Below are 14,750 nucleotides of genomic sequence, written 5' to 3' on the forward strand. Positions count from 1 at the left end.
GACGAAGTTTAACGAGCAAACGCTTCTTTCCACGTGACGGTCTTGCCGATGCGCAGTATCGAGCGCTGGTAGATCTTCGCGGCGACGACGGCGAGCCCGGCTGTGGTGGCCGCCATGATGAGTGCAGTGCCGACGATCTGGTAGATCGGAGCGACGCCTGCGGCGATGCGCAGCGGCATCATGACCGCGGAGAACGGCGGGATCCAACTCAACACGTTGCTCAGCGTGCTCTCCGGATCTCCGACAGAGTAGAACGCGGCGAAGAACATCGCCATGATCAGCAGCAGTAGTGGCATCGTCGTCGAATTGACGTCTTCCTGGCGCGAGACCATCGAGCCGCCTGCGGCGTAGAGGACGGCGAAGAACGCGAAGCCGAGCACGAACCATCCGAGCGTGCCGGCAAAGACACTGAGCGCGGTACCGGTGACGGTCAACGTTCCGGTCGCGAGACCCGCGCCGACTCCCGCGGCGCCGTACAGCGCCAGCTGCAGGATGCCGACTGCTCCGATGCCGATGATCTTGCCCCACAGCAGCTGTAGCGGGCGGACCGTAGACAGAAGAAGTTCGACCACACGCGAGGACTTCTCCTCCACGACGCCCATCGCGACGTACATGCCGAAGCCGATGATCTGGGCATAGAGGATGAAGACGGCGGCCAGCGAGAGCGCGACACGTTGCCCTGCTTCGGGGTCAGGCGGGTCGATTGCGTCGACTGTGACCGTCGCGTTGGCGGTTGCGGCCGCGAGAGATGCTTGGTCGACGCCCTGTACATTCAATGCGGCGGTGGTGGCCTCGGATTGGACGCTTCCTTCGACGACTGCGCGTAGTGCGCCGTTGAGTTCCGAGTCGGTGATGGCGGTGTAGGCGCCAGCGCTCTCGGGGACGAGAGCTACGGCAAGGTCACCGGATTCGACACCCGACCGGGCCTGTGCGGCGTCGGCGATCTCACGGATTTCGACGGGATTCCCGACGGCATCTCCAGTGGTTTCGAGCACTGTTGCAATCGATTGGCTGCCGACGATTCCGATGACGTCGCGCTCTTCGTCGTCACCTCCCGAGAAGAACGAGTAGGCGATGATGCCGCCGATGATGACGGCAAGGATGATGACGTTACTGATGACGAAGCTCTTCTTCATCACCTGAACTGTGAACTCACGCTTGGCAATCAGGCCGATGGCGCGGCGGCTGGATACTTGCTGGCTCATGCTACGGCCTCTCGGAACAGATCGCTCAGCGATGGCTTGTGGAAGGAGAATTCGTGGACCGGGCCGGTTGCCAGCGCGGCGCGCAGGACGGCTTGGTCATCGGTTCCCGGTTTGATGGCGAGTACGGTGCGGCCGTTGCCATGGCGCAGCTGCTCGACCCCGGGAATGTCGCCGGCCCAGCCTGCGGGAGCCTGCGGCGCATGTACTTCCAGCTGCGAGTCGCCGGAGCCGCGGAGTTCGTCGACGGTGCCGACGGCTTTCATGGAACCTGCCGCGATGATGCCGACGCGGTCGCACAGTCGTTGCACCAGATCCAGCTGATGGCTCGAGAAGATCACGGGAACGCCTGCCGCCGCCTTCTCTCGCAGCACTTCGCTCATGACGTCGACGGCGACGGGGTCGAGGCCGGAGAACGGTTCGTCCAGAACGAGGACGGCCGGGTCGTGGATCAGGGCAGCGGCGAGCTGAACGCGCTGCTGGTTGCCGAGGCTCAGGGCATCGACGGTGTCGCCTCGGCGCTCCGAGATCCCCAACCGTTCGGTCCATCGCTGGACGGCGGATTCGGCATCGGATTTCGAAAGTCCATGCAGCTCGGCCAGATACGCAAGCTGAGGGCCGACCTTCATCTTCGGATAGAGGCCGCGTTCCTCGGGCATGTAGCCGATGGTGCGCCGGACATCGAGGTCGACTGGTTTGCCGCCCAGCAGGACCTGGCCGGAGTCCGCGGACAGGACGCCGAGGGTGATGCGCATCGTCGTGGTCTTGCCTGCGCCGTTGCTGCCGACGAACCCGAACAGTTCGCCGGGGCGGACGTCGAAGCTCAAAGAGTCCAGGGCGATCTTGTCGCCGTATCTCTTCGAGATGTTGTCGATCGTGAGGGTGCTCATGGTGCCCTTTCTTTGATCTACAGGTCTTCGGGATCGGGGTCGGGGGTGATCCAGGCGAGAATCATCGCGGGAGAGCAGCCGCCGAAGAGCAGCGCAACCAGCGTCCACAGGCCACCGGCGTAGGCGAGTTCTTCACTGTCGATCCCGTTGGACAGCAGAATCAATGCCATCACCGCTACCAAGACCGCACTGCTCGTGATGGTCAGGCCGATCGAGCGGGCTTCGTTGCGCTGCTGTATTTCCCATTCGTCGAGTGCGCCCATTGGAGCGTCGCTCTGTCGTCCGGAGACTATTTGCAAGGTTGACCACGTTCCGATGAACAGCACGGTCGCCGGCACCCAGAGAACTGGTGCCCAATCCCAAAACAGGCTCAGAATCGCGATGATCAAAAGTGCGACGAATGTCGCGGCCAACGCGAGTACGAGAATGCGGCGCCGCCGCCGATTTCGCCAATTCGGAAGCCAATTTCGGGTCCTGGCGTCATTCTCCAGGAACCGTCGTGTGCGGTAGGCCTGATATCTGGTGAGGACGTTCGAGTCGGGGGTGCTCATGTGCCGTTCTCCCTTCGAAACAGTTCGGCGGAGAGTGGACCGAGTTCTTTCCTCGAGAAGACGGCTTCGACGGGGAGGTCGAAGACGTCGCAGATTCGCATCGCGAGGTCGAGGCTCGGGTAGTGATCACCCCGTTCGAGGGCGCCCACGGTCTGTGGGTTGACTTCGATGAGTTCGGCAAGCTGCGCGCGGCTCATCTTTCGTTCGGCCCGCAGAACTCCCACCCGGTTGAAGATCGGGAGCGTGTTCCCACGCTTTACGGGGCTCATGGAACAAAGTGTTGTATAAACCCAACGATCTGTCAACCGGGCCAACACGGCGCGGCAGCTCCGAAAGATCTGCCGCGTCAGGCTTCGGTGAGCTGACCGGCCTTCATGGTCCACCGCCGCGTCGCGCGGACGGTATCGAGCATCCGGCGGTCATGAGTGACCAGCAGCAGGGTGCCCTCGAAGTTCTCCATCGCCCGCTCCAGCTGTTCGATCGCCGGTAGGTCGAGGTGGTTGGTCGGCTCGTCGAGAACCAGCAGGTTCACGCCTCGTGCTTGCAGCAACGCCAGCCCCGCTCGGGTTCGCTCTCCGGGGGAGAGTGACTCGGCCGGGCGCAGGGCGTCATCGCCGCGAAGGCCGAACTTGGCGAGCAAAGTACGTACCTCGGCGTCGGGCCAACTGGGAACCGCGGCGCTCATCGCCTGCGAGACTGTATCGGATCCGACGAAAAGCCCACGCGCCTGGTCGATTTCGCCGATGGCCACACCGGAACCAAGTGACGCGCTGCCCTCGTCGGGAACAAGCTTTCCGAGTAGTACCGACAGCAAAGTCGTCTTACCCGAACCGTTGTCGCCCGTGACGAGGATGCGATCGCCCCACTCGATCTGCGTCGTCACCGGCCCGAACGTGAATCCCGAACGCCGCACCATCGCACCACCCAGTACCGAGACGATGGCTCCGCTTCGAGGTGCCGCGGCGATCTCCATCCGCAGTTCCCACTCCTTGCGAGGCTCCTCGACGACCTCGAGTCGCTCGATGCGACGTTGTGTCTGACGGGCTTTCGCTGCTTGCTTCTCGGTCGACTCCGCGCGGGTCTTGCGGGCGATCTTGTCGTTGTCGGTCGCTTTGCGGCGCGCATTGCGGACGCCGGATTCCATCCAGTTCCGCTGCATCTGCGCTCGCGTCTCCAACGATGCTTTGGTGTCGGCGAAGTCGTCGTACTTTTCCCGGGCGTGCTGACGGGCAATCTCGCGCTCGGCGAGATAGGACTCGTAGCTACCGTCGTAGACATCGATCCGGTGTTGCGCGCGATCCAACTCGACGATGCCGGTGACGGTTCGGGCCAGGAACTCGCGGTCGTGACTGACGACGACGATCGCGGCTCTGGTGTCGACGACGAATCTCTCCAGCTGTTCCAGTCCGGCCAGATCGAGGTCGTTGGTCGGTTCGTCGAGAAGAAGGATGTCGTAGCGAGCAAGGAGAATGGCGGCGAGCCCGCCGCGTGCAGCCTGGCCGCCGGACAGAGAGGTCATGAAGGCACTGCCGTCTACCTCCAAGCCGAGGTCGGCGAGCACCTTGGCGGTGCGCTCCGCCAGATCGGCACCACCGAGGGCGAGCCAACGCTCCAACGCCGGGGTGTAACGATCCTCACCGTCATCGTTGCCGAGTGCCTCGGCTGCGTCGTTCATCGCCTGTTCAGCAGCGCTGACGCCCGTTCGTCTGCCGATGAAGTCGAGAATCGTCTCGCCATCGACACGATCGGGTTCCTGCGCCAGATAGCCGACCGTCGCGTCGCCGGGGCTTGTATGGATCTCACCCTCGAAATCGGCGGTCCCGACGCCGGCGAGGAGAGTCAACAATGTCGATTTACCTGCACCGTTGGCCCCGACGAGTCCGATGACGTCGCCCTCGGTGACCGTGAGATCGAGGCCGGAGAACAAAGTGCGGTCGCCGTGGAAAGCGGCCAGGTCGTCGATTCGGAGCGTTGCGGTCACTAGGGCATTATCGCAGCGTTCGGGAACAGACTCGGACAACCTCTGGTTGGCTATTCGTATGACGTTTTCATCGCAGACCAGTACTGTCCCGACGATCGTGCTCAACGACGGGCAGGCGATTCCTCAGCTCGGTTTCGGTGTGTGGCAGGTCCCCGACGACGGCGCCCAGGCCGCCGTCGCGCAGGCTTTGCAGGTCGGTTACCGCAGCATCGACACCGCAAAGGTGTACGAGAACGAAGCAGGCACCGGCAAAGCGATCGCCGAGTCCGGCATCGCCCGCGACGAACTGTTCATAACCACCAAGCTGTGGAACGACGACCAGGGCTACGACTCGACCCTGGCTGCATTCGACGCCAGTATGGAGCGGCTCGGCCTCGAATACCTCGACCTGTACCTGATCCACTGGCAGCAGTTGGATCGCGACAAGTACGTCGACACTTTCAAGGCTTTCCAGAAGCTGAAGTCCGAAGGCCGCATCGGGTCCATCGGCGTCTCGAACTTCACCATCCCGACGCTCGAAAAGCTGATCGACGCCGTAGGCGAAACCCCGGCGGTCAACCAGATCGAGCTGCACCCGCGCTTCAACCAGGAAGAGCTACGCGCCTTCCACACCGAGAAAGGCATCGCCACCGAGGCGTGGAGCCCGCTGGGATCCGGCACCATCCTCGATGACCCGGCTTTCAAGACGATCGCCGACGCTCACGGCGTCACGCCCGCGCAGGTCATCTTGCGGTGGCACATCCAGCTCGGCAATGTCGTGATCCCGAAATCGGTGACGCCGGAGCGGATCAAGAGCAATTTCGACGTGTTCGGTTTCGAGCTGTCCAGGGACGAACTTCAGGCGATCAATGCGCTGGACACAGCCGATGGCCGCACCGGCCCGGATCCGGACAAGTTCTCGTCGTAGCCGCGCTGGTCAGCAGCGGTGAGTGAAAAGCTACCGCGGGGTGTTCCAGGGCGCGCACAGGCGGCGGAGCCGCGTATAGGCTGACCCGCATGGCACCGTTGACGGGGAAAACGATCGCTTTGACGGCCGAGCGGCGGGCGGACGAGTTCGCAGCCCTCCTGGAACGACGCGGCGCTCGAACGGTGCACGTCCCGGCCATCCACGTGCTGCCTCTGACCGACGATGCCGACCTTCGGGAGAAGACCGAAGGCATCATTTCCGCGCCTCCGGAACTCGTGGTGATCAGTACCGGCATTGGGTTCCGCGGCTGGCTCGATGCTGCCGAAGGTTGGAACAATCGCACGGAACTTATTGCAGCCCTTGGGGCCTCGCGCATCATCGCGCGAGGCCCCAAGGCTCGCGGTGCCATCCGCGGCGCGGGACTCCAGGAGGTGTGGTCGCCCACGACGGAGGCCTCGCAGGAAGTTGCCGATCACCTCGAAGCCGAAGGGATCGCAGGCGTCGACGTCGCCGTTCAGCTTCACGGCTCCATCACCGAATGGGAGCCGACGATTCATCTGAGCGAAGCGCTGGCCAGTCTCGGCGCCGATGTTCGTCCCATTCTTGTCTACCGCTGGATCAGGCCGCTCGACCAGCAACCGCTGATCGATCTTCTCGCGAAGATCCTCGATCACGAGGTCGACGCCGTCACCTTCACGAGCGCCCCGGCCGTCGCGTCTGTGTTGTCGACGGCCAAGGACAACGGCGTGCTCGACCAGTTCCTCACGGCTCTGCGAGGTCCTGTGGCGGCGATCTGCGTTGGGCCGATCACCTCTGCGCCACTGGACGCGCTGGATGTTCCAACGCGTATGCCGGAGCGGGCTCGGCTGGGTTCGCTGGCAAAATATGTCGTCGACGAGATCGGCGACTGAACAACTCCGCCCCTCCGCTGCTGCCGATTCGCGCACGTTCCAGCGATCAGCCCAACGTCTCCAGCAGCTCCGTGACCGCCGCGCGCCCGGCCCGGTTCGCGCCGATGGTGCTCGCCGACGGCCCGTACCCGAGGAGATGCACCCGATGGTCCTTTGCGACGCGCGTCGCGAGCCTGCCGTCCATGACGATTCCGCCGCCGTGCCCGCGAAGCCGCAGTGGCGCAAGATGATCGAGTGCACTGCGAAAACCCGTCGCCCACAAGATCACGTCGGCGGACACCGCGGTCCCATCAGCCCACGCTGCCCCGTCGGGTGTGATCTCGGAGAACATGGGAAGCCGCTTCAACGCTCCCCGGTCACGCGCAGCCTCCAGCTTGGCGGTCAACAACAGACCCGTCACCGAGACGACCGAACCGGGCGGAAGTCCGGCTCGCACTCGCTCCTCGACCATTGCGACGGCTGCGCGCCCGGCATCGGGACCGAAGCCTGCCTCGCGGAACTCCGGTTCACGGCGCGTCACCCAGGTCGTCGACGTGACCTGGGAGATCTCGTCGAGCAATTGGACGGCCGAGATGCCGCCGCCGACGACGATGACGTGTTTACCGGCGAACTCGTCCGCCGAAAAATAGTCCTTGGTGTGTAGCTGCCTGCCCCGGAACGTCTCCGTACCCCGGTAATGCGGGATGAACGGTTTCTCCCAGGTTCCCGTTGCGTTGATCAGTCCTCGCGCGGACACGATGGTCTCTCCGGCTTCGACCCGGAATCGAGGCTCGCGGTCGCACACCACGGTGATTGTGACCGGCCGACGTACTTGAAGATCGAACTTTTCCTCGTAGGCCCGGTAGTACCGCGGAACGGCCTCGGCGGCCACTACCGCACCGGCTAATTCGGAGGTCAGCGTATCCGCGAACTCCATCCCGGGGAGGTCGTGGATACGGTTGACCGTGCTCAGCGTCAGCGACGGCCAGCGGTACTGCCAGGCCCCGCCGGGCGACGGTGATCGGTCGAGCATGACGAAACCCGAATCGGGAGACAGACCGGCCCGGCGGAGGTGGTACCCGGCAGAGAGGCCGGCTTGCCCAGCGCCGATGACGGCCACGTCTGTCTCGATCACGTCACCAGTACATCAGCCCGCGAGCGCGGCTCGTGCTTACCCCTGGGTAACGTCTAGCCGCATGATTGGTCAGACTCGTGACGGCGACGTCGTCACCCTCGAACTTCAGCGTCCCGAGCGGCGCAACGCCCTCAACACCGCTCAGTGCATCGCTCTCCGCGAGGGCATCGAGAGTGCGGTCGAAAGCGGTGCCCGCGTCATCGTCATCACTGGAGCGGGATCGAGCTTCTGCTCCGGAGCCGACCTGGACGGCGACGATTTCGCCAAAGCGTTCCCCGAGGCCCTGGACGGCCTGCTCAAAGCGGTGGAAGCCGCCCCGGTACCGGTTATCGCTGCAATCAACGGCCCGGCTGTCGGAGCGGGAACTCAGCTCTCCATCGCGTGCGACCTCCGCGTCGTCGCCGACGGGGCGTTCTTCGAGATCCCGTCGACCAGGATCGGCATCGCCGTCAACAACTGGACGATCAAGCGACTCTCGGCCCTGGCCGGAGCCAGCGTCGCGCGGACGATACTCATGGGAGGGGAGCGGCTCGACGCCGACCGCGCCTACATCAGCGGACTCGCGAACAAGCGCGGTGACCTCGCCGTCGCGCTCGAATGGGCCGTGTCCATCACCGAGTTGGCGCCGCTGGCATTGAAGCACCTCAAACTCGTCTTCAACGACGACGGCACGCGCGACGAGCCGACCCCGCAGCAGTGGGATGCATTCGGTGCCGCGTGGATGAGCGAGGACGTCAAAGAAGCTCGCAGCGCCCGCCGTGAGAAGCGCAAGCCGAAGTTTCTCGGGCGGTGAATTTCGGCGCGCCCGACACGGGCGATACCGCATGGTTGCTGGTGTGCACGGCGATGGTGTTGTTGATGACGCCGGGCCTTGCATTCTTTTACGGCGGGATGGTCCGTTCGAAGAGCGTGCTGAACATGATGATGATGAGCCTGTCGGCCATCGCCGTCGTCTGGGTCCTGTGGTTGTTCTTCGGATTCTCGATGGTGTTCGGGGACAATGTGATCGGTGGGTGGATCGGGAACCCGCTGCAATTCGCAGGTCTCGGCGACTTGCTCGGTGGCACGTACTCCGGTGCCTCAGTATCGATTCCACTGGTCGGCACCGTGCCTGCGTTGGTTTTCGCAGCATTTCAGGCTGGATTCGCAATGGTCACCGTCGCTCTCATCTCGGGTGCCGTAGCGGACCGTATGCGATTCGTGCCCTGGGTCCTGTTCGCAGGGCTGTGGGCGACCCTGGTGTATTTCCCGGTCGCGCACTGGGTGTTCTCCATCGACGGGCTGACGTCAGCGACGGGTGGATGGATCACGAACAAGCTGGGAGCGATCGACTTCGCCGGCGGTACCGCCGTGGAAATCAACGCAGGTATGGCGGGTCTGGTGCTGGCGCTCGTCGTCGGAAATCGTCGGGGTTGGCCGCGGGAAGCGATGCGCCCGCACAATTTGCCCGCGGTGATGCTCGGCGCAGGTCTGCTGTGGTTCGGATGGTTCGGGTTCAACGCGGGATCGGCGCTGGCGGCTGACGGCGTCGCTGCAGTCGCTCTGGTCAACACACTCGGCGCGGGTGCGCTGTCGATGGCGGCGTGGCTGATCGTGGAGAAGATCCGCGACGGCAAGGCCACGTCGTTCGGCGCGGCGTCCGGCGTCGTTGCCGGGCTGGTGGCCATCACACCGTCGTGTACAGCGGTGACCCCGATCGGCGCCGCGGTGATCGGGATCGCCGCGGGGGCTCTGTGTGCCCTCGCCATCGGCCTGAAATACCGCCTCGGATATGACGACTCACTCGACGTCGTCGGCGTCCACCTCGTCGGTGGCATCGTCGGCACCCTGCTGATCGGGGTGCTCGCCAGTGCGGAGATGCCCGCGGGCGTCGACGGGCTCCTGTACGGCGGCGGATTGCATCAGCTGCTTGTCCAGTTCGTGGCAGTTGTGGTGGTGATGGTCTACACCGGCGTGGTGACGGCACTCATTGCGCTCGGACTGAAGACCGTGATGGGAGTGCGGGCCGACGCCCAACACGAAGCGGACGGACTCGACGAACACGAGCACGCGGAGTCTGCATACGACTTCGCCGTCGGTCATGGCGGATCGAATGGACCCGGTCTGTTTGGCAGAAAGTAACCTGACGGTCACCTTGTTTCAATACCTCAAAACAGGTTTTGTCCCTTTTGTTCGGAACTGACTGATTGTTAACCTTCCGGTCGCATCGACAACCCCGTTCGTCCACTGTCCAGTCTTCATCGGGCCAGTACGTTGACGCGGCACCCACCAGGGTGTGCACGCTTGGACACACTGGAAGACGGGGAACATGAAGATCGGTAAATTCGCAGTAACGTCGGCATTGGTCATCGGAGCCATGACCGCAGCAATGGGGACGTCCTACGCGGACCCGGCTCCCGCCCCGGCGCCGGTGGGCTGGAACGTCACCCCGAGTGGCCAGCAGGTCATCGTCGATACCTCGGCAGGCACGCTCTCCAATGAGGACAACCACCTCGTCGTTCGCGACTCCAGTGGCGCACTTGTCGATTCGGTACCACTGGCAATCGCTCTCGACGGGTTCTCGCACCCCGTGGCCGCCGAGATCGACGGCAACCACGCTGTCCTGACAGCTGACGTCACGCCCGCCGCAGCTACGCCGTTGTCCACTCAGCTTCCCGGACTGCAGCAGGTCGACCTGCCGGCCGCCATCGCGGGTGTCAAGGACAACCTCGCGCTCTCGGCCACAGTCGGTGGCTACCTCGGTGCCGCAACCGGCATCGTCGGCGGCTGCATCCTCGGCGCACTCGCGATGGGTACGGTGTCGGCTCCCACTCTCGTGCTCATCCCGATCGCGGGCATCGCTGGTTGCGTCGGTGGCGCACTCTTGCTCGGATCGACGGCATCGCTCGCCGGTACCACAATCGGTGGGCTCAGCGCTGTCGCCAGCAACGCTGCACCGTTCATCCAGCTCCTGAACGCTCCTCCCGCAGTCAAGAAGTAGAAGCACTACCCCTCACCGCTGCATCTTGCTCTTACCCCACGTGGCGGAGCAGGATGTAGCGGTGATTCGGGGTGAATACGACGATCCGCGCCTACAGTACGAAGGCGAAGGCGGTGCGCGTTGCGAAGTGACGCTGTCGCCGGACCACAGCCGACTGACCATCGGGCGATCACCTCACGCCGACATCTCGTTTCCCGATGACAACGAAGTCTCCAGGCTCCACGCTGCAATCGAGTGGCTGGGCACGCACTGGACCGTCGTCGACGACGGCCTCTCTCGAAACGGGACGTACGTCAACGGTGACCGTCTCACCGGCAGGAGAAGCCTCCGCCAGGGCGACACCATCCGGGTCGGTGGCTCGCTCCTCACCTTTCACGACTTTTCCGGCCTGGGCGACGAAGCAACTCGTATCGCCGCCGAGATGCCGAACGCCAGATCGCTGACCGAGACGCAACGCTCGGTTCTCGTATCGCTGTGCCGGCCGTACAAGCACAACGCAAGATTCGCGAACCCGTCGTCCAACCAGCAGATCGCGACCGAGGTTTTCCTCAGCGTGGATGCCGTCAAAACGCACCTTCGGGTGCTGTTCGCGAAGTTCGGAGTCGAGGATCTGCCGCAGAATCAGAAACGCGTCAGACTCGCCGAGCGTGCATTGCAGAGCGGCGTGATCTCACAGCGCGACCTGTAGTGCCGTCGTTGTGGTCTGCGCGACGGTCTGCGCGACGAGGAGGGACACCGCCTCGGCCACCACGGCTGCCTGTTCCAGGATCACCATGTGGCCCGCATTCTCGACCGTCACCATCCGCGATGCAGGCAAGTGCTGCGCAATGGCCCTCGAGTGCCGCATCGGAGTCATCAGGTCCGCCGATCCGCACAGGACCAACGTGGGAACAACGGCGAGCGCGGACAGGCTTGCCGTCTCGTCGAAGTCGCGGAGCGTCTCGAGGAACCCGGCCATCGTCACCACCGAAGTGTCGTTCAGCATTGCCGACGCGAGTGCGACCACCCGAGGACTGACCCGCCTCGACCCGCACCCCGCAGTGCGGACGATCGGTGCGCAGATTCCCCTGACCGACCTCTTGGACACGCTCATGGCCCTCGGCGCGCGGCGAACCGCTGTCCGGAATGCCGATACCAGCGGGTGCGCTAGGCACGATCCGAGGCCCTCGTCGACGAGGCCGCTGGCCGCAGTGGCTATCAAGCCGACTCCGACAAGGCGTCCACCCAGTTCTTCGAGATTCTGGCGAGCGTAGGCCATCGCCGTCATCCCGCCCATCGAATGGCCGACGAGGACGTAGCGGCCGGTGGGGACCAGGGTCCTGATCACCGTGCCGAGATCACGGCCCAATTGTTCGATCGTGTAGGTCGACGCCTCGGCGGTACCGGAAGCGCCGTGTCCGCGGTGGTCATAGGAGATCATGCGGACGTCCTCGCCCAGTGCTGTGGTGAGGTGGCCACGCACGTCGGACCACGACTCCTTCGCGAGGCAGTGCCCGTGCACGAACACCACGGTCATCGAGGCATCGGGACTCCCGCTCTCGTGCACGGCGAGCGCAGTGCCGTCTTCGGTGACGACGGTGCTTCGGCCCCGGTTGCGCTCGTTCATGGTGGTCTCCGATGACTTCAGGTGTGTTGAGGGTTTCGGCGCCGCATGTCGATGCGTTACGCCTGAAGAAATCATCTGTCCTGGTGCTCACTGGCGGAGCCTCCCGTACAGGTGGGTCGATCCACCCGAGGGGTGTCGGTTCCTCACCCTGAGGTGGGTACCGACCAAACCGTCTCCAACGCAGTATCGAACTACACATAAGCAGCAGGGTGAGTGAAGGGACGACGGCGATGACGGACGACGACATCGTGTACATGCTCGAAAGGCGCGTTCCACAGGCGGTGAGCGGAGATCGCACAGCGTTGGGCGACGTGATCGCACTGGTCCGGCCCAAGCTGAAGCGTTACTGCGCAGCACGGTCGGTGAGCCTGGACGTTGCGGCCGACGATGTGGTCCAAGATGTGTGTCTTGCGCTGGTCACTGCAATCCCGAAATACCGAGACATGGGTAAGCCTTTCATGGCCTTCGTGTACGGCATCGCTGCACACAAACTGGCCGATGCGGGCCGCAAGGCGTCACTGCGTCGCTCGTATTCGCTCGAATTGGTGATCGAAGAACCGTCCACGGACGAGTCACCGGAGAAAGCGGCCATCGACGGTGAGTTCCGAAGCCACGCGCAGGCGTTGATGGAAACACTGCCGCCGCGTCACCGAAAGATCATCCTGATGCGGGTGGTCTGGGGAATGACGGCACCGGAGACCGGACGTGCTCTCGGGATGAGTGCGGGGGCGGTACGCGTCGCGCAGCATCGGGCGATGAATCAATTGCGCGCAGAACTGTCGAAATTTGCCTTGTTGAGCGCGTGACAAGTCGTGGTTCGGGCGCGTGCATGGATCTGAAGTCCCGATAGTCCGTTTTGTCCAGATGCGTAACGGGCCGCAAACGTAGCGTGATCTGCCCGACACGTAGCGCTTCTACCTTCATTCCATGACAGCTGTGCAGCCCGCGCCGACCACCGATACGGCATTGAAAGAAACGCTGGAGGACTACACGCTGCGCTTTGCGCCGCGTAGCTACCGCAAATGGGGTACGGGGGTCGTTGCGACGTCCGCGTTGGGAGGTATCGCCTACCTCGCCGACTTCGCGATCGGTGCCAATATCGGTATCTCCTACGGCACCGGAAACGCGCTGTGGGGAATTCTGGTGTTCGCCGTCGTCATCTTTCTGACGGGGTTGCCGCTGGCCTACTACGCCGCGCGGTACAACATCGACCTCGACTTGATCACGCGAGGCAGCGGTTTCGGCTACTACGGATCTGTCGTGACCAACGTCATCTTCGCGACGTTCACGTTCATCTTCTTCGCGCTCGAAGGCTCGATCATGGCCCAGGGGCTCGAACTCGGTCTGAACATTCCGCTTCCCATCGGATATGCGTTGTCGACGTTGATGGTCATCCCGCTGGTGATCTACGGCATGAAGGCGCTCGCGAAGCTGCAGGTGTGGACAACGCCACTGTGGCTTGTGCTGATGGTTCTCCCGTTCGTCTATCTGGTCATCAGTAACCCCGGTTCGGTCGGGGAGTTCATGGCCTTCGGTGGAGAGGACGGCGCCGCGGGCAAAGGCGTCAACATCGGTTCGGTGATGCTGGCCGCCGGTGTATGTCTCTCGCTCATCGCGCAGATTGCAGAACAGATCGACTACCTGCGCTTCATGCCGCCCAAGACTCCGGAGAATTCTCGGCGATGGTGGACCGCGGTTCTTCTTGCCGGACCGGGATGGGTCATCTTCGGCGCGATCAAGCAGGTCGTCGGACTGTTCCTTGCGGTGTATCTCATTGCCAATGTCGTCGACGGTTCCACAATTGCCAACGAGCCCGTACACCAGTTCCTGGAGATCTACGAGAACTTCATGCCCGGCTGGCTCGCAATGACTCTCGCGGTGATACTCGTCGTCATCAGTCAGATCAAGATCAACGTCACCAACGCGTACTCGGGTTCACTCGCCTGGACCAACTCCTACACCCGCGTCACCAAGACATACCCCGGCCGCATGGTGTTCGTGCTGTTCAACCTGGCCATCGCGTTGGTTCTGATGGAAGCCAACATGTTCAGCTTCCTCAACGATATTCTCGGCTTCTACGCCAACTGCGGTATCGCGTGGATCGCCGTCGTGGCATCGGACATCGTGTTCAACAAGTACATTCTCAAGCTGTCCCCGAAGGTGCCCGAGTTCCGGCGCGGCATGCTCTACGCCGTCAATCCCGTCGGTTTCGGTTCGATGGCTGTCGCTGCAATTCTGTCGATCCTGGTGTTCTTCGGTGCATTCGGCTCGGCAATCAAGCCGTACTCGCCCATCGTCGCATTGGTTCTCGCCATCGCGCTGCCTCCGGTCATCGCGATGGCGACCAAAGGAAAGTACTATCTGCGCCGTACCGACGACGGTATCGATCTGCCGATGTTCGACGAGCACGGAAACCCCTCGGACGACACGCTTCTCTGCCATGTGTCCGGCATGGAATTCGAGCGTCCCGACATGATTCGGTCCAACCAGGTCGGGCCGGAGGGGGAGATCCTCTACATCAGCTCGCTGTCGCTGAGCACCGACAAAACCGGGGAACATATTCTTCCGGAACAGAAGTAGCAGGTGAGCGGAAATACGTGCCCTGCGA

At 63.3% G+C, this 14,750-nt stretch carries 15 protein-coding genes; 8 read left to right on the forward strand and 7 right to left on the reverse strand.

From position 1 onward, the window contains the following. Positions 1-8 precede the first annotated feature (8 nt). The 5 genes from QMK17_RS10975 to QMK17_RS10995 all read right to left on the reverse strand — a co-directional run bounded on the left by QMK17_RS10975 (position 9) and on the right by QMK17_RS10995 (position 4,624). The gene (locus QMK17_RS10975; protein ID WP_283509004.1) at positions 9-1,205 is read right to left on the reverse strand and encodes an ABC transporter permease; all 1,197 of its coding nucleotides are present in this window, start codon (positions 1,203-1,205) and stop codon (positions 9-11) included. Beyond that, positions 1,202-2,092 (reverse strand): ABC transporter ATP-binding protein, encoded by an 891-nt coding sequence (locus QMK17_RS10980; protein WP_283509005.1) that lies wholly within the window; start codon positions 2,090-2,092, stop codon positions 1,202-1,204. The genes QMK17_RS10975 and QMK17_RS10980 overlap by 4 nt, the downstream gene beginning before the upstream one ends. 17 nt (positions 2,093-2,109) lie before the next feature. Then, complete coding sequence (locus QMK17_RS10985; RefSeq protein ID WP_283509007.1) at positions 2,110-2,643, reverse strand: hypothetical protein; 534 nt, start codon at positions 2,641-2,643, stop codon at positions 2,110-2,112. Further along, positions 2,640-2,912 carry a helix-turn-helix transcriptional regulator gene (locus tag QMK17_RS10990; RefSeq protein WP_115965618.1) on the reverse strand — a complete coding sequence of 91 codons (273 nt, stop codon included), beginning with the start codon at positions 2,910-2,912 and terminating at the stop codon, positions 2,640-2,642. Before QMK17_RS10990 ends, QMK17_RS10985 begins: the two co-directional genes overlap by 4 nt. A gap of 77 nt (positions 2,913-2,989) precedes the next feature. After that, entirely contained in the window at positions 2,990-4,624 is a 1,635-nt protein-coding gene (locus tag QMK17_RS10995; protein ID WP_283509011.1) for an ABC-F family ATP-binding cassette domain-containing protein, read from the reverse strand. 58 nt (positions 4,625-4,682) lie between these two features. Between QMK17_RS10995 and QMK17_RS11000 the strand changes: the two genes are divergently transcribed. Beyond that, entirely contained in the window at positions 4,683-5,531 is an 849-nt protein-coding gene (locus QMK17_RS11000; protein ID WP_283509014.1) for an aldo/keto reductase, read from the forward strand. 89 nt (positions 5,532-5,620) lie between these two features. Then, on the forward strand, positions 5,621-6,442 hold the full coding sequence (locus QMK17_RS11005) for a uroporphyrinogen-III synthase (RefSeq protein ID WP_283509016.1): 822 nt from the start codon (positions 5,621-5,623) through the stop codon (positions 6,440-6,442). 46 nt (positions 6,443-6,488) lie between these two features. Here QMK17_RS11005 and QMK17_RS11010 read toward each other — a convergent pair whose 3' ends face one another. Beyond that, positions 6,489-7,556, reverse strand: coding sequence for an NAD(P)-binding domain-containing protein (locus tag QMK17_RS11010; RefSeq protein ID WP_283509017.1), 1,068 nt, complete (start codon positions 7,554-7,556; stop codon positions 6,489-6,491). A gap of 61 nt (positions 7,557-7,617) precedes the next feature. Between QMK17_RS11010 and QMK17_RS11015 the strand changes: the two genes are divergently transcribed. The 4 genes from QMK17_RS11015 (at position 7,618) to QMK17_RS11030 (ending at position 11,224) form a co-directional block, all read left to right on the forward strand. Continuing rightward, a complete protein-coding gene (locus tag QMK17_RS11015; RefSeq protein ID WP_283509019.1) occupies positions 7,618-8,349 on the forward strand; it encodes an enoyl-CoA hydratase in 732 nt (243 codons plus the stop codon). Continuing rightward, complete coding sequence (locus QMK17_RS11020; protein ID WP_283509021.1) at positions 8,346-9,677, forward strand: ammonium transporter; 1,332 nt, start codon at positions 8,346-8,348, stop codon at positions 9,675-9,677. Before QMK17_RS11015 ends, QMK17_RS11020 begins: the two co-directional genes overlap by 4 nt. 187 nt (positions 9,678-9,864) lie before the next feature. Continuing rightward, a complete protein-coding gene (locus QMK17_RS11025) occupies positions 9,865-10,536 on the forward strand; it encodes a hypothetical protein (RefSeq protein ID WP_283509023.1) in 672 nt (223 codons plus the stop codon). 40 nt (positions 10,537-10,576) lie between these two features. Further along, the gene (locus tag QMK17_RS11030; protein ID WP_442972740.1) at positions 10,577-11,224 is read left to right on the forward strand and encodes an FHA domain-containing protein; all 648 of its coding nucleotides are present in this window, start codon (positions 10,577-10,579) and stop codon (positions 11,222-11,224) included. Here QMK17_RS11030 and QMK17_RS11035 read toward each other — a convergent pair. Then, entirely contained in the window at positions 11,207-12,142 is a 936-nt protein-coding gene (locus tag QMK17_RS11035; RefSeq protein ID WP_283509025.1) for an alpha/beta fold hydrolase, read from the reverse strand. The genes QMK17_RS11030 and QMK17_RS11035 overlap by 18 nt on opposite strands. Before the next feature lie 230 nt (positions 12,143-12,372). Here QMK17_RS11035 and shbA point away from each other — a divergent pair, with 230 nt between their 5' ends. Next, the gene (gene shbA / locus QMK17_RS11040; protein WP_283509027.1) at positions 12,373-12,948 is read left to right on the forward strand and encodes an RNA polymerase sigma factor ShbA; all 576 of its coding nucleotides are present in this window, start codon (positions 12,373-12,375) and stop codon (positions 12,946-12,948) included. Positions 12,949-13,069: 121 nt separating this feature from the next. Next, positions 13,070-14,722: a purine-cytosine permease family protein gene (locus QMK17_RS11045; RefSeq protein WP_283509029.1), complete on the forward strand. Its 1,653-nt coding sequence runs from the start codon at positions 13,070-13,072 to the stop codon at positions 14,720-14,722. Positions 14,723-14,750 lie beyond the last annotated feature (28 nt).

This window comes from Rhodococcus sp. G-MC3, from assembly GCF_030063335.1.
GTDB lineage: Bacteria > Actinomycetota > Actinomycetes > Mycobacteriales > Mycobacteriaceae > Rhodococcoides.